Here is a 22,557-nt window from a genome sequence, read left to right as displayed (position 1 = left end):
CATACGGATATATGGAAAGAAGAATGAAAGAAAGATCTATTACTGCTGATGTGCTAAAGGGGCTTGCGGTTCTTTTTATGATTCAGGTTCACATTACCGAGGTTATTGCTGATACTTCGATATATAACAGTTGGATCGGAAAGATATCCCTCTTCCTCGGGGGACCACCTGCTGCCCCTGTTTTCATGACAGTAATGGGTTATTTTCTTGCTGCTTCCTCCAAAAATCTGCAACACACGGTTTTGCGCGGACTGAAACTTATCGCAGGTGGAATTGCTCTAAATATTGCCATTAATGCCCATCTCCTCTACCATATCGCAACAGGACAATCCACCGTAAACCCGCTCGACTTCATTTTTGGAATAGATATTCTCGTTCTCGCCGGTGTAACTACTGTCTTTATTGGACTATTGAAAAAGATTCTTGATATCAATTTTCTGATTCCCTCCGGTCTCGCGATTGTCGTACTCCTCCTTACACCTTCCGTCAATTCCTGGTTGAACGGTGGGAGTAAAACCATGGCATATTTTGCCTCGGTGTTGGGCGGAATTGCCCCGTGGTCGTATTTCCCACTGTTTCCCTGGGCTGCATATCCCCTTTTTGGTTATGCTGCATACCTCCTCATTAAAAGTGAGTTTGCCGAAAAATATCTCACAAATAAAGTCTCGTGGTTCCTCATCGCAGTGTGGGCAGTGTTTGTTTCCCTGACCATTGAATACGGAATTGAAACAGCAGCCGCTCTTCGGAGCTACTACCATCACGGAATTGAATACTCCGCCTGGGCACTCGCTTTTACCGCGGGATTTGCCATTCTGATAAACGAGGCGGTAAAACACGCAAAAGAGAACGCCTTCCTCGAATATTTTGCATTGATTGGCAGAAATGTAACCCTCGCATATGTGGTGCAGTGGGTAATTATCGGCAACCTGGGAAGTGGCGTTTACAGAAGTGTTGGTTTGAGGGACTCTTATATTGCCCTCGTGGCGGTTGTTTTTGTTACCTCCATTTTAATAATGGCTTACGAAAACCGTACCCGTCTTCGTTCCTTGTTTATTTGAATAATATGATTATTTTAATGGTGTACTTTTGACCGTTTCTTCTCTTGCCACGGGATTGGGTAATCTGTAAGATTCGTTCGCAAATTCAGATATTGCAGGCAATATATGAAACATATTATAAAAGCTGCGGTTTTCGTGCTGTTAATGTGTCCGGGTCTCATTCCGCAACAATTTTCCCCTGCCGGTACCGAAGTGGTGGTACCATGGTCAACCTCGTACTATGCAGGTCTGGGTGCCGGTCGGCTTCAGTTTATCGACTCACTGAATGGTATAACAGCCAACACTCAAAACGGTTCTTTTGCTCTGACCACCGACGGAGGTGCCACATGGATTGAGCGGGAACCTGCCCCTAACCTCGCTAAATTTCTCTCAATTTTCCTGCTTGCCAAAGATACCCTTGTCGCTGTAAGAGACAGTCAGTATATTTTCCACAGTTACAACGGCGGTCTGAGCTGGCAACTTAAGTATGAGATGGGAAGCAGCGAGCACTTTTCAAATTGCCTCTTCTTCAATAAAAAACACGGTGTTATCTTCCCTGCCACAGGCGGAATAAGAATCACCAGCGACCGAGGCTTGACATGGTTCGACCTGCCCTGGAATTTTGGACCGGTCAAAAAAGTACCCTCCTGGTCAAATGGATATCTCTTCGTTTATGAACAGACTACCTCAATCCCCGGTATAGTTTTCTCAACGGATAATGGAATTTCCTGGAAAAAAATTAAACTTAATCTGAGTGGAATTACACGGGCTGAGAGAATCAGCAACGGCTTCGCTGTAATTGGTACCGATCAAAAATATTACAAACTCTCCGATTCAGGGGCAGTTCTGGCTTCCGTCATCAGTCCAAATCAAAAATACAATTTCGACTACTGCTACATCAGTGACACCGAAGTATGGGCTCTCGACAACACCGGCTGGGCGGCTGATAATGGTTACAGATACCTCACGAAAATGTCTTTCAAGGATACCGCAAAAACAGGTTACAGACTTGAAATAACCTCCAATTATATAAACCAGATTGTCCCGACCACATTCGACAAACTTGTCCTTGGGCAGACCGCAATGAGCCTTGATGACGGTGTTCTCACCTTCCACAAGTACAACGATAAAAGAATCAGGGTCGAATATTTGAAACTCCCAGACAACTTCGAGGCGAAAAAACTCTTCTTCGTAAACGAATCCTTCGGATTTGTAGCCACGGGTTCGGGAGAAATCCTGAAAACCACTGACGGAGGCTTAACCTGGAGAAAGGTAAACACTCCCGGAATATACTCCCAGATCAATTGTTTCGCCGCTCGAAGTGAGAATGAATTTATTGCTTCAGGCAATGCTGGTCTCATACTCTTCTCCTCCGACGGGGGTGAAAACTGGATAAGGAAAGAATCAGGATTTGGGCGGGACATTACCTCCATTTCATACAGCAATCCCGATAATATCTATTTCTGCACTTCCGACTCGTTATACGGAACAGATCATCTATGGCGGCAGATCAGGCACATCAGGGTCGATGTTCCGGCGGGCAGATACACGGGTGTTCAGTTCTTCGATTCTCTCAACGGCTCTGTTACCTATGAGAATGAATATTTTGCGAGCCATTTGCTGACAAGCACCAATGGCGGCTCATTCTGGTGGAAGAAGATCATGACTTACCGCCTCTACACATACGATCCTGCAAATTTTGGCATTTACTGGAAATATTCCACAGGAGTCACCTGGTACAGGAACAATACGCAGGGTTGTATTATGTCCCTGAAAGGAATGATAACGGGTGTTCATCAAAATAAAAACGGAGTGGCTGCAGCATATACCGACAGAGGCAACTTCCTTATTACTTTTGGAGACAAATTCAACTGGTCCCTTGTCAGTCTCGGTGAACCGGTCACGGTCAGACACATCTTTGCAGCCGGCAACAAGGCAATCTATCTTGCAGCCCCGAACGGAAGGATATATAAATTTTCTCCCTCGAATCTGCCGAATATTCCATCCCTGGTACTCAGACAATCACCTCCGGACGGAGCAAAATTTGTTCCAAAAAACTTTGAGTTGAAGTGGGGCGAGCCATATTCTCATACCCCAATCAGGAATTATCAGGTTCAGATCGCACTTGGCGACACATCCAATATCGTTGTGGATGACGCATCGGTTTTTTCACCGAAATACACCCTCAATCTAATTTCAGATACTTCCTTCTATTTCTGGCGGGTGCGTGCCCGGAATGGTGAAGGCTGGGGAGAATTCAACCCGTGGTACAAATTCCGGACTTCAGCCGAGATTCTCTCATTTTCCACAGTTCAAACAAATTTCACTAACAATGTAACAGCCGCAATAAAAACACCTGCAGGCAGATATTTCGTAGGTACGGAGAACGGCCTGATCAGCTTCACAGACAACTTCTCCTGGTTATGGACACAGGGTAATTCGGCAACCACTTACAAAATTACGAAGTTCACCGTTAATAAGTATTCTTCCGTCATCTATGCCTTCAGCACTAATAATGAGTACTCTTTCTCGACTAATAACGGTATAACCTGGACAAAAATTGCCGACCCTTTAAGAGGGAAAATGATTTATTCCCTCGCCTTTACCGGCGCCACAACAGGTTATGCAGCCGGTGGTTACGGTACCATATTTAAAACCACCAACGGTGGCAGCACCTGGAACAACATCTGGTACTCACCCGACACAGGTGATAACCTGGACATTAAAACCATCGATTCCACTGTAATTATTGCAGTCGGAGCTCAGGGAAGTTTTACCATCTCCACTGATGGCGGTGCTACATTCAGGCAGAAATCCCTCGCCTACTCCGAAACCTTCACCCGGTTTGAAATAGACGAGGGACAGCGGATTATCATCAGAAACAGCAGAGGTGAAAGACGGATATCCAATGATCTGGGCAATACATGGATTTATGAACGGCTCGCATTCGAAGCCCCTTTGAGAGGTTTTAAGGACTGGCGAAACAATTCGATGATGATTGATACTCTTGGCGGAGTGTTTACAATGCCGTTCAACTCAGTTGAATATTTCTATCAGACACTCCCCGAAAAGCGTATTGCCAACGGACTTGAACTCGTTGAAAATGAAGTGTTGATTCCTTCATCAGGCGGTAAACTTTTTGTAGCTCCACTCCCCTCACCCGGTTCCAATGCACCATGGCAGTATGTTGTCAATCCGGGTGCTGCATCTCTGAATCAGTATCTTTTTACGGGCGCAAAATCGTTGATGGGTGCCGGTAGAGCCGGAATGGTTATGGTGTCTGAAGATGAAGGAAGAATTTGGAGGGCAGCCCCCTCTCCCGTTACATCCGATTTGTTTGTAATTACTCAAAAAGCAGGGGGTGAAGTCGTCATCGCAGGCGATTCCGGGCGTGTACTTGTCTATAACAACGGCGCCTTTTTAGCCGAAGGTTCGGGAATTCCTGCGGACAAAAAAGCCTCGGCTATCTCTTTCAACGACAAGTTCACAGGATTTATTTCATGCCGCGACGGATCACTCTTCCGGACGAATGACGGCGGAAGAACATGGATACAAAAAACAGAGATTAATCCGGCTGCGGCAGGTCTGGAGATAGCTGCGATAAAAGCAGGAAAAAACAAGCTCTATATCCATCTTGAATCCTCCGTAAACAACGAAGCCACCAGATCGGAAATAAGGGAGTACAATCTGAATCTGTCGGGCTACAGGACAATCTGGTCAGCAGGATCACTTTCGAACATGCCCGCGATCATCGTACCGGGAAAATTCTTCGCAGTCCTGTTGCAAGGTAACAGAATTGTGACAGGAAGAGGTCCCCTGATGGACACACTTGTCGAATTTTCAAATGATACTCTGAATATCTCCTCCCTTTTCACTTCAAACGGAAAGAATTTTTGGGTCGGTGACAATTCGGGTAATTTGTACAGGCTGGATGATAACGGCGGGATAACCTCCTCCTTCAAGGGATTTGCCCTTGGAAGTATAAAATCAGTACTCTTCTCCCACTCCGGGAAAGGGATTGTTGTCTCGGAAGCCGGGAATATCTACTACGGTTCCTCCAGTGACGAAATTCAACCGGATGATCCCTCAGTCGACATCCCCGATGAATATACCCTTTACCAGAATTTCCCGAATCCGTTTAATCCTTCGACTACCATCGGATTCCAAATTACAACGGCTGATTCCTACACCCTTGAAATATTCAGCAGTAACGGTGAGAAAGTCCAAACCCTCCTGAATGGTTTTATGGAGCCCGGGAAATATCAGATCATATTTGATGCATCAAAACTCTCCAGCGGACTCTATTTCTACCGGCTACGAGGAAACGGTGCCTTTTTCACAAAAAAAATGATCTATTTAAAGTAGGGGGACATGATGAAATATTTTGCATTTTTTATCCTCATTTTATCTATCACTCCACGGACTCAACTCGTGCCCGTGATAAATTATTCAGACACAAGTGCATTTATTGATGTCGAATTTTTGAATGAGTATTACGGTTTTGTAGTCACAAACAGAGGAACACTCCTTAGGACAACAAATACAGGACTTGCGTGGTCGGATGTCCCCATTCCCGGTAATACGGGTGTTCTTGCTGTAACTTCCGGTCCCGATGGAATACTCTTCATTTCGGGCAGGAACGGGATGGTTAAGAAATCTACCGATGGCGGCGCCACCTGGTCTGATGTATCCGTAACCTCACTGCCGGATGCTGCACTTACATTCGTGAAAAGAATTGCTACCTACAGTCTGGTTGTTGCCGGCAGGCGGGGCTGGTTCGCAAGAAGCGATGATAACGGGTTACACTGGCAGTCGGTTAGAATCGGAATGGAAGACATTAATAATGTTGTGTTTACGGGATATTTCACAGCCTGGGCGCTTATGGACAAAGGAGTTGTAGCCACAACTTCCGATGGTGGACTTACCTGGTCCCCTTTCTACGCCGAAACACTCGGAAAAAGCGTCAAAGGAATGCTGCAGAGCGGTAACTCCATCATGTTTACAGGTGACGGCGGTTTGATTACTTCATCCGAAAATAATGGTGCAACCTGGACTTCATTTCTCACCTGGCAACAAACAGATCTCGTTGAAACAAAGCAAACAGGGCAAAACAGCCTTTTTATCATGGACACAACGGGTAAAATGAGAACATTAACGCTTACAGCAACGGGAGTTACGGCTACCAATCTCACTACCCAAAAAAAACCTCAAAAAAGGTACTACGGCTTCTGGTCAAAATCGAACACACTGTACGCAATTACCGATGGACCGAATATCTATTATTCCAATTCTTCGGGGCAGCAGCTTAGTTCCCGTATTGTCTCCTTGGGTGGCAGAAAGATTTCCTCTGTAACTATCGTCTCTGAAAACGACTATATCATCTCGTGCAATTCCCCTTTCATAAACGGTGTTTCATCCGGATATATCGCCAGAACAACCAATGGAGGTGAATCCTGGAAATACAGTTACGATGGCGGCTGGGTGAACAGGGAGTATTATCTCTCGAACGGACGAGGTTTCAGGGTTCTCGAAAGATCCGAACTCTACTCATCAAATTCGGGGGCGACATGGTCAGATCTGATAGCAAATACCTCGGGGGTCATAATCAGTTCTCAATCATTGAGCGATCAAACAGGTTATTTTATCATTACCGATTCCCTCACAAAACCCCGCAACAAGTCTGCGAGCAGCATCTACAAGCGGACAGGCTCGACTAAAACGATGCTCAAAACTTTTGCAAACACCCGGTTGACACATCTCGATTTCATCGACAATCTGAACGGCTGGGTGCTCCGTGACAGCACTCAGTTCAATGTTACGACTGACGGCGGTGTCAACTGGAAGCAGACAGCGGTCATTACTCCGTACATCTCCTCATATCTAAGATTTGGCAATACCTCGGGCATTCTCGTTACCCAAACAGGGAGAATCATGAAAACATACAACAATACCGAATCGTGGTCGCTCCTGTTTAAAGATACAGTTTTAAGGTTCAACTCGATTGCCGGTATTGATTCCGCAAGATTCATTGTCGCCGGTGATTCGGGGGTAATCTGCACATCAGTCGATGGCGGTCAGTCGTGGAAGCTCCTGAAAACGGGGATACAGGCTGATTTCAATCATATAAAGATGATCGACTCCCGTAAATTTCTCATCACTACTACAGCAGGTGGTGTTTATAAAGGGAATCTCGACGATTCCTGGTACTCGGAAGTAAAGGAACCAAGTCCCATTCTCCCCGAATATCACATTATCGGGAATTTCCCGAATCCCTTTAATAACAGCACAGTTATTGAGTTTTTCACAAAGGAAAGCGGGAATGTTCAACTCACTCTCTTCGACATTTCAGGCAGAGAGGTTTATTCAGACATTATTAACGCCCAAAACGGAGTAAACAGATACAACTTCAACTCCCAAAACCTGAACAGCGGCGTCTATTTTTATACACTCGATTTCGGCGGGAAAAAGGAATATTCGAAGATGATTCTCTTAAAATAGAGCTTCAGAACTTCGGAGTTTCAGAACCTCAGTATTTCAACACTTCCGAGGTTCCGAAGTTCTGAGGTTCCGAAGTTCATCAAGATTTGTAAAATAAAAGCAGGAATGCTATGAAAAATTACACGCTGATTCTCATTTTTTTTCTGACCGTGGTTAGTCAGACAAGGGCACAGTCAGAATCTCCCGGTGGTACCGAAGTTGTCGTCCCTTGGGCTGCGAGTTTTTATACCGGCAAAGGTACTGCTAATGTACAATTTTGTGATTCTCTGAACGGAGTCGCATTTTGGAAAAATTATGCTGAATACAGTATAACCACCGATGGTGGTGAAACCTGGCGTGACGGCAAGTTAACCTCTCAGCTCGACAAAATCATGGAGATGTTCCCCATCGGGAGGGACACCCTCGTGGCGATAAGAGACAGCCAGTATGTCTTTCACAGCTATAATGCAGGTGAAACCTGGACTCATGTGGCGTCGCTTTGGGAGGGTGAGAGATTTGCATATGGTCTTCTCTACAACCATAAGCATGGTATTCTGTTCCCCAAAGAGGGGGGCATGCTAAGATCAACAGACCTCGGAGCGTCATGGAATGCTGCGTTCTGGCCCTACAGCAAAGTTAATGAGAACCCTGTCTATGATAAAGGATATTTATTCGTTATTGAGAGGTTTCCTCCCACTCCCGGGATACTCTACTCGACGGATAACGGTGCTACATGGGTGAGGGTGGAGTTACCAACAACTTTGAATGGATACAGGAAGGTCGGAAAAAGTGACAACGGTTTTTTCGTGGTATCGACCAGCAATATGTTCTATCTCCTATCGATGACAGGTGAGATCATTCAGGCTTACAGACCGGGTGGAACTGACATCAGAGGTGGCTATGGATATGTTAGTGACCGCGAGATATACGCCCTCGACAATGTCGGTTGGGGCAACAGACTGCTGCACCGCTTTAGCCTCCCTGACACGGTATTGCAGACCGTTACTATCGGCAACAATTCAATGAATCTGAATTATATAATCCCCACAACTCACGACAAACTCGTGATCTATACGAGAAATGTGGGCAAAACCGACGGGATTATGACATTTCACAAACATGGACACCGGAATTTAAAGATCGAGCAGTTCGATCTGCCCGGTGAAAGCGAGGCAACAACACTCTTTTTTGTAAACGGAACCAAGGGGTTTGCGGGCCGGTCCGACGGAACGATAATAATGACGACCGATGGTGGCGGGACATGGCAGGCGACCACAACCCCCGCGGTGACTTATAAGGTAAAGAAATTCATACAAAGGAGCGAGACAGAGTTTGTGGCGATCTATGCGAACGGGCAGATAGTTGAGTCACCCGACGGCGGCGCAAACTGGAACCCGGTTGTTTCAAACTTCCACAAGACGATTGTAAGCGCATCATTCGCGGGGCGGGACACGATATTCGTCTGTTCAAACGATTCCCTCTATTTTACAGATCCGGCATGGCAACAATTCACACCGGTGAACACCGGTTTTAGCGGCGGGTATTTTTCCGATGTCTGTTTTTACGACCGGATGAACGGATCGGCCATCTATCAGCATGGATACTTTGAGAGCAAGTCGCTTGTAACTTCCGATGGCGGTAAGACCTGGACAGCAACCGGTTACAGCAGACAGATGGTCAGCCTCGATCCTGCAACCCTCGGGCTTTATTACTATATCGCGAGCGAGTTCTCGGTCTGGTACGAAGGCGGTCAGGGAGGCTCGGTAAACCAGGAGGGAGTTGTCGTTCATACAGCGCAGCGCCCGGGTGGATTGATCGGCATGATCTATCAGAGCGGACAACTCTTCTACAATTTTGGCGAACGGGCCGTTTTCCGGAGGGTTTTCATCGGAGGAGGGCTAAATGAGCTAGAGGTGGCTCCAGGTGATGCCAACACTACCTACGCGCTTGTTGGGGGGAACAGGCTTTTCAGATTCAGACATGAAAGCGGGCCCCCTACCCCTTCGACGGTACTCAGGCGGCTCCCGAGGGACAGATCGCCCTACGAGTACCAGAATCTTAGATTCAGCTGGGAGGAGCCCTGGACAGTATCGCCGATTACAGAGTACAACCTACAGCTCGCTCTCGGAGACACTTCGAATATTGTGAACGATATTACAGGTATCGACTCCACTTCAGTTACGGTGAGCCTTGGCGCAGATTCGGCACTTTATTTTTGGCGTGTCAGGGCGGCAAACTCAAACGGCTGGGGAAGTTTCAATCGCTGGTTCTCATTCAGGTCTTCAACCCTGGCCTACCAGCCAACCCTGTATACAACGCCGCTTCGCGGTGACCTGACAGCGGCAATAATCTTACCCGACGGAAGACTGATCGTGGCTAATAATTACGGCGAGATTGCAAGAACCGACCAGTTACCGGGAAACTGGACCACGGTGGCATCGGGCACAACCTATCCTATCCTGAGATTCTACTATGATCCGAACAATAATCTCGCGTTCTACCTAACGAACGGCAATTTCCTCGGTTACTCAGGGAACAGGGGTTTCACATGGGGAAGAAAGGAAGCACCTTTCGGAAGCATAATGATAACGGCCGTTGCTCCGCTGAAACCCAACAGGATATTCGGATCCGGGACTTACGGCAGTATATTCAGGGCAGTGGCTTCGCCGGATCCATGGACAAAGTTGTGGTTCGCCCCCGCCTACGGGGATCTGCGACATATCAACACCCTTGGAACCAATCTGATCGCCGGGGCAGGTGACAATGGTAACATCACGATCTCGAACGATGGCGGAGAGACCTTCAGGTATGTCGGGCACGGAGCACCACAAATGTACAAAAGGGTCAGTTTCGCCCCTGACTCAACTATCGTTGTGCTGAATCAGTATGGCTCGCGAAAGGTATCGACCGACTTGGGCGAAACTTGGACATCCGAGACATCTGAGGTGCGGGCACCGGTAAGGGATATGATCACCCAGAACGGCATCAGCGCGGTGATAGACACCCTTGGTGGGATTTACACTGCCACAAGTCCGTTTTCCCCCTGGAGATTCAGTAAACTCCCGGAAGGTGTCTCACCGATGGGTGTTGAGATATCAGGCGATACGATCTTGATCACGGCGAGGGGCAATAAACTTTACTACCTAAAAATCCAAACGGGTAATCCTGTAGGCGTATATGACGAACCCGTTATCCCCGGTGAGTTCACCCTTGCGCAGAACTTCCCCAACCCGTTCAATCCAGAGACGGTTATCCGTTTCGTGTTGCCCGTTGCCGGTTACGCGAAGGGTGTGGTTTACGACTTTCTCGGTCGCGAGGTGGCTACACTGGTAGACGGTGAAACAAGAGCCGGAACTCATGAGATAAAATTTGACGCCAACGGACTACCATCGGGTGTTTACATTTTCCGGCTTGAGACGGGTAAAACCTCGGCAGCGGTCAAGATGGTGCTTCTGAGGTAAACGATGATGAACCTAACCCCACAGAGAGAAAGAAGTAAATTCTAAGGCGATCACCATGAAAAAGATTTTATTGTTGCTACTTACGCTCATATTTACAGCACACTCACAGTTGAAGTGGGAGTTGCTAAGCCCTTCCCCCACATATGCTGACATATATAATGTCTGGACCTTTAATGATTCCACAGTATTGATAGTTGGAAACTCGGGCCTGTGCATGAAAACTTCCGATGGGGGAACGACATGGCAGAATTGCATAATAAACACAACGAACGACTTGAAAGGGCTCTACTTCCTGAACGAGAGCGAGGGGTGGTTGTTTGATGCTTCATGCAAGCTCTACAAATCGACGAACGGGGGTGAATCGTGGGAATTGTTCTACTCTCTGCCACAGGAGAGACTGATAACCTCGATCTACTTCAAGGATGCCAACAACGGGTACATGGGGTCTGACTACCGCTTGTATGTAACCACTGACGGTGGGTTGAGCTGGACACCCAAGCATTTCAACAACTTCATCTATGGCTTTAAAGTGTTCGGTAATTCCCTTTTCTGCGCCACTTCAGCAACAGGGTATGTCGGGAAGTTGTTCCGGAGTACAAACAATGGAGTTAATTGGGATACCATCTACAGTATGCCGGGTTACCCTGTATTGGATTTCGACCTGAATTCTCAAGGTGTGCTGATCTGTGTCGGAAAGGGATTTGCCGCAAGGTCAACTGATATGGGGGCAACATGGGTTTTTCTGGCATTCAACTATAAAGATTTTTTTAGCGTCGAATTCCTCGATGATTCACATGTGTTTGTTGCAGGTTCTTTGAATCTGATGAGCTGGAACAGCGGAGCGGACTGGACTGAGCTTAAGAACATGGGATATTTAAAGGCAGTTAGCTGCGGTGAAAACAACATTATTGCCGCCGGGAATGAGGGAAAGATATTCAGGTCGACTGACAGGGGCAGTTCGTGGATGACGATGTCAAAAAGGAAAGACAATGTCTTCAGATCTGCATTTTTCACCTCGCGGGACACAGGTTTTCTTGCCGGTGAAGAAGGGACGCAATTCATTCGAAAAACCACTGACGGAGCCAGGACATGGCGCGAGATCCCCTGGCATCATTCGTACTACAGCATCAGTGATATGACATTCATTGAAAGGGGTGCCAAAGGTTTTCTGCATGCAAGGAACAAGATAATGAGTTCCACTGACTATGGCGAAAGCTGGTTTGATGTCGCGGCACCCCTTAACTCGAACGATAATCTCCTGAAATTCTTCTTTGTTGATGATCAGTATGGATATGTTTTGGGTAGCAACAAGTTCATCCTTAAAACCACGGATGGGGGTACGACATGGACGAGGAACGCGATAACTGCCACCTCAAACCTCGAGGGTCTTTACTTTGTAAACAGGGATGTCGGTTTCATCCACGGATCCACGGGTGTTTCAATCTACAAAACCTCCGACGGCGGAATGACCTGGGTGCAAAAATATTACGATCCTTCCGGGTATTCAAAGGGATTCCACTTCTCTTCGCCGAACGATGGGGTTTGCTTCACTTCCTCTTCCGATCTTTACACTGCCAATCAGGGTGAGTCCTGGACGGGAAGCACTTCATATGTACCGAGGATTCTCGCCATGGATTATATTGACAATCTAAACGGTTTTGCATCGATGATCCACGGACAAACGAATATCCATCCTTTAATGATCGGTATTACCCGGAATGGGAAGGATTGGACCACGAAAATACTACCGCTCCAGATCACAGGTGGCTTGATGAGAATGGCTGACAAGGGCACAGCATATTTGTTTGCCTCCGGTGATATCATAATCAAACTTACCGACACCGCTTTGACGACAGTCGAGGAGGAACCGGGCGTACCCGGTGAGTTCACCCTTGCGCAGAACTTCCCCAACCCGTTCAATCCTGAGACGGTTATCCGTTTCGTGTTGCCTGTTGCCGGTTACGCGAAGGGTGTGGTTTACGACTTTCTCGGTCGCGAGGTGGCTACACTTGTAGAAGGTGAAACAGGTGCCGGAACCCATGAGATCAAGTTTAACGCCAACGGACTACCATCCGGTGTTTACATTTTCCGGCTGGAGGCAGGTAAAAACTCGGGGGCAATAAAGATGATCCTTTTGAAATAAGTTGTTTGACAAAATTTAAATCAGCATGAGAAATAGAAAAGACAGTAAAATGCGATCCGCGATTATACTTATAGCAGCCATCTTTTTAATGATGGTAAGAGTTGAGGCACAACCTGTTCAGGCAGAGAGAACAGAAGTAGTGATCCCCAACGCGTTCAGTTTTTATGACGGGAAGGGAGCCCGCAGGATCCAGTTCGTTGATTCACTTAACGGGATATCCTACTCACCCAACACACCCCACTTCGGCATAACCACCGATGGAGGTCAGACTTGGAGGGACGGAAGTCTCTCAACCCAGATCCCCGCCATAATGAAGATGTTTTTAATGGGAAAGGACTCGATGGTAGTGGTCCGCGACAGTCAGTATATCTACCACAGTTTCAACGCGGGTGAGACCTGGACATTGGCGGCTTCACTCTGGTCCGGAGAGAGGATCAACAAATGCTTTTTCTTCAACCACAAGTACGCAATAAACCTGACCACTAACAACGAGCTAATGATATCCTCGGACCTTGGAGTTTCATGGATAACGATCCCCTGGCAACACAGGACGATAAAGCCTGATATATTCTACAACAACGGATATCTCTTTGTTACAGAAGTTCCACAGTCACCCAACCCTCAGTCGATAGTTTACTCGACAAACAATGGTTTTACCTGGGAGAAGATAAACCTCCCCACTTCGATAGGCGAGTACACTTACATAGCCAGAGGAGCCGGAAGTTTTGTGATCGGTACCAACAACGGGGTAGTTTACTCCATTTCGCAAACCGGCCAGATATTAAAGCGATTGACCTCACCCGGTAACGCGATCGCGCGGGGATATGCATATCTGAGCGACTCTGAGATATTCTCACTCGACAATGACTACAGTTATTTTTCGAGGGGAATAGTGAAATATTCGATAACCGACTCTTCAACCTCGTATATCCCAATAAATTATCACGAGCAATACCTTGATCAGATAGCGGTTACCACCCATGACAAGGTGGTGATGGCCTCAACTTACCAGCCCAGCCACTCGGCCTTGATGGTATTTCACATGTACGGTTTCCGGGACATACGGGTTGAGCGGTTCAAATTTCCGGGGAATCTTGATGCATCGTGCCTTTATTTTGTGAACGACGCGATGGGGTTTGCCGCCACTTCGAAGAACCAGATACTCAAAACGAGCGACGGTGGAGAGTCATGGCAGGAGACGACGGTGCCGGCACAGTTGGCATTAGTGACGGGGTTCGCGCGAAGAAGCGAGTCGGAGTTTATCGCCATCTGTGAAGGAGGGGCGATACTTGAGTCGAACGATGCCGGGAACAGCTGGCAGAGCATTCCCTCTGCATTCAAGGGCTCGATAATAAGGGCGTCATTCGCGGGACGGGACACGATATTCTTCTGCACGAAAGATTCACTTTATATGACCACATCGGGCTGGCAGACTGTAATTCCGATGAATACAGGGCTGACGGGAGGGTACTATAAGGATCTGGATTTCTATGATGGCTCGAACGGGGCCGCGACATACGAAAAGACGAGTGATCTTGTAGGGAGGGCATTTGTGACAACCGACCGTGGCGCTACCTGGGAATTGCAGAACTTCCCTGACAGGATGTTCACATACGATCCCGGTTCGCAGGGATTGTTCTACAGAAGTGACGAGGGATTCGGCACATGGGATGCCGGGGCTTCGGGGCAGAAGATCTACATGGAGAGTTATCCCGCAAATGTGGACCAGAACAGGGGTGGAGTTATTGCTCTTACCGCGGGGACGCAGAATATTTTCTTCAATCTGGGAATCAAGCGAAATTTCAGGCATATCAACCTGGGATCAAATATCGTGAAGAGGCAGATAGTCGCGGCAGGTGGGAACAGCACTTATCTTCTGAGTGCAGACGGTGTTTACTGGAAGTTCTCGCGAAGTGACAATACAGCCCCGACCACAGTCATTCGCAATTACCCTGTTGACGGATCGCCTTACGAATTTCACAATCTGAACTTCAAATGGGAGGAGCCTTGGACAATCGCACCGATAACGCATTACCATTTTCAGCTCGCCCTTGGCGACACTTCAAATATTGTTGAGGACAGGACCGGACTGGATTCCACATCGATCAATGTGAACCTGACGGCGGATTCGGCACTCTATTTTTGGCGGGTAAGAGCCGAGAACCAATACGGTTGGGGAAGTTTTAACCAGTGGTACTCGTTCAAGTCTTCGACAGTGGCTCTGCAGGCATCCTTATACACCACTCCACTGACGGGAGATCTTACGGCCGCGATCATCCTGCCGGGCGGCAGGCTTATCGTCGGGAACAATTATGGTGTAATAGCAAGAACCGATCAGTTGCCGGGGAACTGGACGACGGTTGCTTCGGGTACGGTTTACCCAATAAACCGGTTTTACTACGACGCGAACAACAACCTGACATTTTACCTGACAAACGGAAACTTTCTGGGGTACTCGAGCAACAGGGGTTACACCTTCGGAAGAAAAGAAGCCCCGTTGGGCAGCACCATGATAACATCGATCGCCCCGCTCGCGCCAAACCTGCTGTTCGCCTCCGGCTATTACGGAAGCATTTTCAAGGCGGCAGGCGGAGTAGCCACCTGGTCGAATGTCTGGTTTGCACCGAATTGGGGTGATTTCAGGCATATCGCGACCGATGGAGTGTACAAAATAGCCGCGGTTGGCGATTTTGGTAATATCACCCTCTCCTCTGACGGGGGCCAGACCTTCAGGTATATTGCCCACTCACAGACAGAAATGTACAGAAGAGCGGGATTCGCACCCGATGGAACGATAGTGGTTCTGAACAAGAATGGTGAGAGGCGGACGACCACCGATATGGGCAACACATGGAGCTTTGAACTCTTCGAGATCCGGAAACCGATAAGGGATATGGTCACCAAGAACGGGGTAAGCGTGGTGATCGACACACTCGGCGGGATCTACACTTCACTTACTCCCACGACGCCCTGGAGGTACAGCAGACTACCCGTAGGAGCCTCGCCGATGGGAGTAGAAATCTCGGGAGATACCATACTTATAACAGCAAGGGCGAATAAACTCTTCTATGTACCCCTTCACTCGGGGAACCCCGTAAGTGTGAAAGATGAAGGCACGATTCAGGGATTTTCACTCGCGAGGAACTACCCGAACCCGTTCAACGCTTCCACAGTGATCGAGTTCTCGATCGCCGAGGCGGGCAACTACACACTTGAGGTGTTCAACACGATGGGTGAAAAGGTTGCCACGCTTCATGAAGGCTGGCTCGATGGCGGGAAATACAGGGAGCTCTTCGACCCCGGTTCCCTCTCCAGTGGTATCTACCTGTACCGCCTGAGGGGCAGAGGAGTTGCATTAGCCCATAAAATGATTTTAATGAAGTAAGGGTACTGAGATGAAAAAAATTGCCATATTGTTAGTGTTGTTGTTTACGGATTCCCGTCCACAATTAACGGATGCATTAAAATTCAATGAGATAAAGTCATTCATCGCGGTTGACTTTTTCGATGTTACGACGGGTCTGGTTTTGGCGAGCAATGGTGAGATATATCGCTCGGCGGATGGCGGATTGACGCTCACGCGCGTCGCTATTCAGGGTAACAGAGGGATCACCAACCTGCACATCTCGCGAACTGGAGTTGCTTATATCTGTGGCCACGGCGGCATGCTGATGACCTCGAGCGACCGGGGGCAGACATGGAGCGATATTTCACTTTCCGGATACCCGGGTTTGAAGCTGAACTTCGTATCAACTCTTTCCGCTTCCACCCTGATAGTTGCGGGAGAGAATGGATTTTACGCAAAAAGTGAGGACAACGCGGCTAACTGGAGAGTAGCGACCATAGGTACCGGAGACATAAGCAAAGTGGTTTTTACGGATCAGAACAGGGGTTACATCCTGTACCAACACGGCGGGGTGTACAGCACTTCCAATGGTGGTGTTTCCTGGAACGGCCACTTCCTGCCATATTCAGGCTCGCCCATAGTAGCTGTTTTCAGTTACGGAAGCAACCGGCTTTTCCTCGCGCGGGACTACAGGTTGATTTTCTCAATTGATGGCGGGCTCACCTATTCACTCTCGGCGACTTCGGCTACCACGAAGATCCTGGCGGCCGTAGAAGTGGAGCCGGGAAGGGCGTTCGGACTGACCAGCACCTTCAACACCTTCAAGATCGATTACACAGGAAGCGGCGCCGCGATTGATTTCTACACCCTGCCGACTAACAGAATCTATACGGGATTTTGGATTAAGGGGTCGAAACTCTTCCTCACAGCCGAGGGTCCCGATCTCCTCTATAAGGACCCTGCAAACAATCCCACCTACAGCACAGTTGTTTCGTTCGCTGACAGACCTTTGCACACCATAAATGTGACCGGTGAGAATGACTGGACCATAAGCGGTAGCGTTTACAGTACCTGGAAAGGGAGAATAGCACGAACCACGAATGGCGGCACAAGCTGGTCTTATCTGTATGATGACAAATGGACAGGAAACTGTACCTTTCTTACGAGTGACCAGGGAGTGAGGGTAAGAGACAAGAGCATCGACTACACTTTAAACGGTGGAGCGACCTGGCAAACGGCTCTTACATTCTCTTCAGGAGTGATCATCTCGGAGAGATCGTTCACATACGACACCGGATTTTATATCGTGACCGACTCATTGGAAAAGCCCGTTTCAACAGCCAGAAGTACAATTTACAGACGCTCGGGTACATCCAGTACCCAGCAGTTGAATCTGGCGGGAGCGAGGCTGACCCACCTAAACTTTACTTCACCACAAAACGGCTGGGTTTTACGGGACAGCACCCGATTCTACACAACTGAAAACAGCGGGTCGGTGTGGAACCTGAAACCGGTTTTGACACCATTGATCTCAGATTATGAAAGGATTGGTGATACCGCGGGAATACTGGTAACCAGAAAAGGTTTGATAATGAAGACCAACAACAAGGCGGTTAACTGGACCACCATTTTCTCGGATTCGACTGTTGCTTTTAACACAATTGACATAAAAGATTCGACGGTAATTGCCGCCGGTGATTCGGGCGCGCTTTACATATCACTCGACATGGGTAATACCTGGAACCGAAGAGAGACCAACCGGAGTTTGAACTTCACGGAGGTTAAATTTGCGACAGCCGATCAGTTCCTTTTAGCAACCCGGACAGGTGGTCTTTACAAGGGGGGTGTCGCGGGGACGCAATCAACTGTTTTGACGAACGAGACAACGACTCCCGATACCTGGCTGATCGGTAACTACCCCAATCCGTTCAATCCAGAGACGGTTATCCGTTTCGTATTGCCCGTTGCCGGTTACGCGAAGGGTGTGGTTTACGACTTTCTCGGTCGCGAAGTGGCTACACTGGTAGACGGTGAAACAAGTGCCGGAACTCATGAGATAAAATTTGACGCCAACGGACTACCATCGGGTGTTTACATTTTCCGGCTGGAGGCGGGTAAAAACTCGGCAGCAATAAAGATGTTGCTGATGAAGTGAGAGACTAGAGAGATTCGAGAAACTTGAGAGACTTGAGAAACTTGAGAAACTTGAGTATTTTAGTACTCAGATACTCAGGTCTCTCTGGTACTCAGATCTCTCTAGTACTCAGGTCTCTCTGGTACTCCGGTACTCTGGTACTCTTGTACTCTAATGAAGCACCATCTTTATCGCCTTGGTCAAACCACCGGAGGTAATGCGAAAGATGTAAACGCCGGGGGAGAGTCCTCTCCCGTCGAACTTGAGAGAGTGTGTTCCTCGCGGCATTTCTCCGTCAACGAGGGTTGCCACTTCACTTCCAAGGAGGTCATAAACCACCCCTTTTACCTGACCGGCCTGTCTGAGTGTATAGTTGATAGCAGTCAGCCCTCCATCAGAACCATCTCCTGTTGAAAATGGATTCGGATAGTTTTGTTCAAGTTCATACCCGATCTCCGTCACGGGGTTGTCCTTGATTCCAACAGCCGGATAATTTACGGAGAAATAACCGTTCTTTGGCAGTGTGTCTGACTGCGGTATGATACTTCTGTCGATTGCAATGAAACGGTAATTAAACTCATAACCCGCCCGGAGTAGAGAGTCATTTAACTGATAATTAATCATTGATGAGTCTGCGAGAGGTTCGAATACTAATCTTTGTGATGGGGCTGGGATTAAACTGACACCATTTGAATAATAACCCTCGATAATCGCTGAATCTATAAAATTGTAAAATTTTGGCATCAGATTCCAGGTGTATTTTTTATTATAAGGATGCCGGATTTTTACTGATTTTTTCAGAACCGAAGTATCGATTTGAGAAGGAGGGCGAGTAAAACTTATTACCGGTTTGTCCGTCGGGGTATAATAGAGCGTAACTCCTGTATCATCATATATTTTAGCTTGTCTAAGACGATAATCTTGTCGAATAATATTTCCATGACCCCAGGATACAAAATAAAGATAATAAGCACCAATTCCTTTCGCATATTCTTCATCTGTTACAACTCCACTCGAACCGTAACCTTCATACCAAAAGGCGCGAACCTCTCTGGGTTCTCCTAACACTTCGATGGTGGCGGGATAATTGTGATAAAAATAACTACCCATATTACCATAAAAACTCATGGTCGGGTAAATTGGTACACCTGGTTTCTCTATTGAAAAGTCCGCAATTAATTGATCAGAATTATTGGCCCAACCAAATAGTTTTCGTTCAACATGATCGTATCTAATCCATCTGCACATTCCATAATACTGATACACCTTTCCCGACATCACCGTATCAGAAAGTACATAATTGAGTTTCACATACGGTGTCGTTTGATAATCTGTTGTAGCCTCCCAGTACTGCCATATGTTTCTTGGATCAGAGGGGAAAAATGCGCTGTCCTGTGAATAATTTTGGGAGGTTCCCGGAGGAAGGCCGGTTAATGGAATTCTGACTTTGACAAGGTTTGAGAGGTCAGCCTTCCCGCGCTGAGCGAGTACTGAAATTTGGATTATAAGTAATGTAAATAGAGATATCTTTAGAAAAAGAGATTTCATTTGGGACCACAACTCGAAAAGGAATAATTTTAATTACTAATCCTTAAAATAAGAAATTGTAATCTCCCGACAAATCTTAATCTGAAAGAACTTCTCCGGCGCTGAGGCGGTCCATTGCCATTTTGGCAGCGACCTGTTCGGCGGATTTTTTGTTGCGTCCCTTTCCCTCTCCAAGAACCTGAAGACCAACGGATACACGGACGGTAAAAATCCGTTCATGTTCGGGACCCGTCTCATCCACCACATAGTAGCGGGGCAGCTCCACCTTCTTTTTCTGGATCAGTTCGAGGAGCTGGCTTTTATAATTCTCATCGGTTACATGTACACCTTTGGTAAGACCCGGCTCAAGGATGAACTTCGAAATAAAATCCTTCGCCGTTTGATATCCGTATTCAGTATAAATGACACCGATCAATGCCTCGATGGCATCTGCAAGTATCGATTTGATCCCCTGCGACTGGCTGTTAACCAGTTCCTCCTGAATAAACAGGAACTGGTAAAGGTTGATCACCTGAGCCACTTCGAAGAGGTTGTTTTTATTAACGAGGTTCGATCTCATTTTTGTCAGTGTCCCCTCGTTCGTTTGCGGGAACATAGCAAAAAGAGTTTCGGCAGTCACCATTCCAAGAACGGCATCACCGAGAAATTCGAGTCTTTCGTTTGAAACTTTGAACTTGTTCTGGTCGAGAGCCGACCGGTGGGTAAGGGCTTCGATAAACTTGTCGGGATTTGTAATTTTCTTCCCGATAAGTTCTTCAAGCTTTTTAAAATCTTTCCGCTTGAGCAGTTTCTTCTGTTCAAGACGCCTGAAATAATCACGAACAAAACCGAACAAGTTTATGCCTCAAGTTTCTTAAACAGAAGTGAAGCGTTATGTCCGCCAAATCCGAATGTATTGCTTATGGCAAAATCGACTTTTCGTTTTACCGCCTGTTTTGGAACATAATAGAGATCGCATTCGGGATCAGCTTCATCAAGATTGATGGTCGGCGGAATTATGTCGTTCCCTATCGTCATGATTGTGGCAACAGCTTCTATTGCTCCGGCGGCTCCGAGGAGATGACCGGTCATCGACTTAATGGATGATATCGCAAGATTGTAGGCATGACCTCCAAAGACCGTCTTTATTGCCTTGGTTTCCGTTTTGTCGTTCAATGGAGTCGAAGTTCCGTGGGCATTTATGTAGTCAATTTTTTCAAGCGGAACACCTGCATCCCTCAAAGCTTCCTCCATTGCCCTGACGGCACCACTTCCTTCAGGATCGGGAGCTGTCATGTGGTAGGCATCGCCCGTTAAACCGATACCCGCAAGTTCGGCGTAAATTTTTGCTCCGCGTCTTTTTGCGTGTTCATACTCTTCAAGAATAACAGACCCCGAGCCTTCACCCAGTACAAATCCGTTCCTGTCTTTGTCAAATGGTCTGCTCGCTTCCTTGTAGCGGTCGTTCCATGTCGAGATTGCCCGCATGGCACCAAATCCGCCAATTCCGAGTTCTGTGGCAGCAGCTTCAGCACCCCCGCAAATCATCGCATCTGCAGCTCCGCGCTGAATGAGCATGAAGGCGTCCGCAATTGCATGGGATGATGTGGCACAGGCAGATGTAGTGGAATAGTTGGGACCCTTCAAACCATATTTAATGGAGATGTGTCCGCCGGCTATATCCGCTATCATCATGGTAACAAAGAAGGGGGAGAGCTTTTTTGGGGAATTGTCGTTGTAGAAAACCTGAAACTGATTCTCAAGTGATTTCAATCCGCCGATACCACTTCCAAAAATCACTCCGAACCGTTCGGGATCATACGAACCCTCGGGAAATGCAGCGTCATCCCAGGCCTGCGTGGCAGACGCGAGGGCATACACTGAAAAAGTGTCGATTCGTTTGAGGTTTTTGAAATCTACATAAAGACCGGGATCGAAGTTCTTAACTTCGGCAGCAAATTTTGTGTCGAAGTTAGTGGTGTCAAATTTTGTGATCAGTTCTACTCCGTTTCTGCCGGAGAGGAGCCCGTCCCAATATTCATGAAGGTTGTTCCCGACGGGTGTAACCGAACCCAGACCGGTAACAACTACCCTTCTGTTATTCATAGGTGAGTGCCTGAAAAAAGTAAAGCCGGGTATCACTGCTCACTTCTGGGCAGCCCACCCGGCAAAAGAGAAGTTATTTTTTGCTTGTTTCTTCTTTGATGAAGGCAAGTGCAGCACCAACTGTATCAAGTTTTTCAACCTGATCTTCGGGTGCCTGAATGTTAAATTCTGATTCGAAAGCCATGAAAAGCTCCATGAGATCGAGTGAATCTGCCTGAAGATCGTTTCTGAAGCTTGCTTCAGGTGTGATCTGTGATTCTTCTACGCCAAGTTTGTCTTGAATAATTTGATTGAATTTTACTTCAATGTCCATTATCTACTCCTAT

The 22,557-nt window shown here is 47.4% G+C and carries 11 protein-coding genes; 7 read left to right on the top strand and 4 right to left on the bottom strand.

Annotation, left to right across the window (positions count from 1 at the left end; genetic code table 11):
• Window positions 1-23: 23 nt before the first annotated feature.
• The 7 genes from LCH52_12785 (at window position 24) to LCH52_12755 (ending at window position 18,619) form a co-directional block, all read left to right on the top strand.
• Window positions 24-1,058: a DUF1624 domain-containing protein gene (locus LCH52_12785; GenBank protein ID MCA0389358.1), complete on the top strand. Its 1,035-nt coding sequence runs from the start codon at window positions 24-26 to the stop codon at window positions 1,056-1,058.
• Between the two features lie 105 nt (window positions 1,059-1,163).
• Window positions 1,164-5,402, top strand: coding sequence for a T9SS type A sorting domain-containing protein (locus LCH52_12780; GenBank protein ID MCA0389357.1), 4,239 nt, complete (start codon window positions 1,164-1,166; stop codon window positions 5,400-5,402).
• A 6-nt stretch (window positions 5,403-5,408) separates the two neighbouring features.
• Window positions 5,409-7,535 carry a T9SS type A sorting domain-containing protein gene (locus tag LCH52_12775; GenBank protein ID MCA0389356.1) on the top strand — a complete coding sequence of 709 codons (2,127 nt, stop codon included), beginning with the start codon at window positions 5,409-5,411 and terminating at the stop codon, window positions 7,533-7,535.
• A gap of 110 nt (window positions 7,536-7,645) precedes the next feature.
• Entirely contained in the window at window positions 7,646-10,975 is a 3,330-nt protein-coding gene (locus LCH52_12770; protein ID MCA0389355.1) for a T9SS type A sorting domain-containing protein, read from the top strand.
• Window positions 10,976-11,030: 55 nt separating this feature from the next.
• Complete coding sequence (locus LCH52_12765) at window positions 11,031-13,118, top strand: T9SS type A sorting domain-containing protein (GenBank protein MCA0389354.1); 2,088 nt, start codon at window positions 11,031-11,033, stop codon at window positions 13,116-13,118.
• Between the two features lie 49 nt (window positions 13,119-13,167).
• Window positions 13,168-16,503: a T9SS type A sorting domain-containing protein gene (locus tag LCH52_12760; GenBank protein MCA0389353.1), complete on the top strand. Its 3,336-nt coding sequence runs from the start codon at window positions 13,168-13,170 to the stop codon at window positions 16,501-16,503.
• A gap of 10 nt (window positions 16,504-16,513) precedes the next feature.
• Window positions 16,514-18,619: a T9SS type A sorting domain-containing protein gene (locus tag LCH52_12755; protein MCA0389352.1), complete on the top strand. Its 2,106-nt coding sequence runs from the start codon at window positions 16,514-16,516 to the stop codon at window positions 18,617-18,619.
• Window positions 18,620-18,769: 150 nt separating this feature from the next.
• On the opposite strand, the gene LCH52_12750 is transcribed toward LCH52_12755, so the two are convergent.
• From LCH52_12750 to acpP, 4 genes are all read right to left on the bottom strand, one after another.
• On the bottom strand, window positions 18,770-20,146 hold the full coding sequence (locus tag LCH52_12750; protein ID MCA0389351.1) for a T9SS type A sorting domain-containing protein: 1,377 nt from the start codon (window positions 20,144-20,146) through the stop codon (window positions 18,770-18,772).
• A 76-nt stretch (window positions 20,147-20,222) separates the two neighbouring features.
• Window positions 20,223-20,981, bottom strand: a complete 759-nt coding sequence (gene rnc, locus LCH52_12745; protein ID MCA0389350.1) for a ribonuclease III — start codon at window positions 20,979-20,981, stop codon at window positions 20,223-20,225.
• A gap of 2 nt (window positions 20,982-20,983) precedes the next feature.
• The gene (fabF, locus tag LCH52_12740) at window positions 20,984-22,231 is read right to left on the bottom strand and encodes a beta-ketoacyl-ACP synthase II (GenBank protein ID MCA0389349.1); all 1,248 of its coding nucleotides are present in this window, start codon (window positions 22,229-22,231) and stop codon (window positions 20,984-20,986) included.
• Window positions 22,232-22,304: 73 nt separating this feature from the next.
• Window positions 22,305-22,544, bottom strand: coding sequence for an acyl carrier protein (gene acpP, locus LCH52_12735; GenBank protein ID MCA0389348.1), 240 nt, complete (start codon window positions 22,542-22,544; stop codon window positions 22,305-22,307).
• Window positions 22,545-22,557: the final 13 nt, after the last annotated feature.

It is taken from the genome of Bacteroidota bacterium (assembly GCA_020161395.1).
Taxonomy (GTDB): domain Bacteria; phylum Bacteroidota; class Ignavibacteria; order Ignavibacteriales; family Ignavibacteriaceae; genus UTCHB3.
This window is presented reverse-complemented; position numbering and strand designations above follow the sequence as displayed.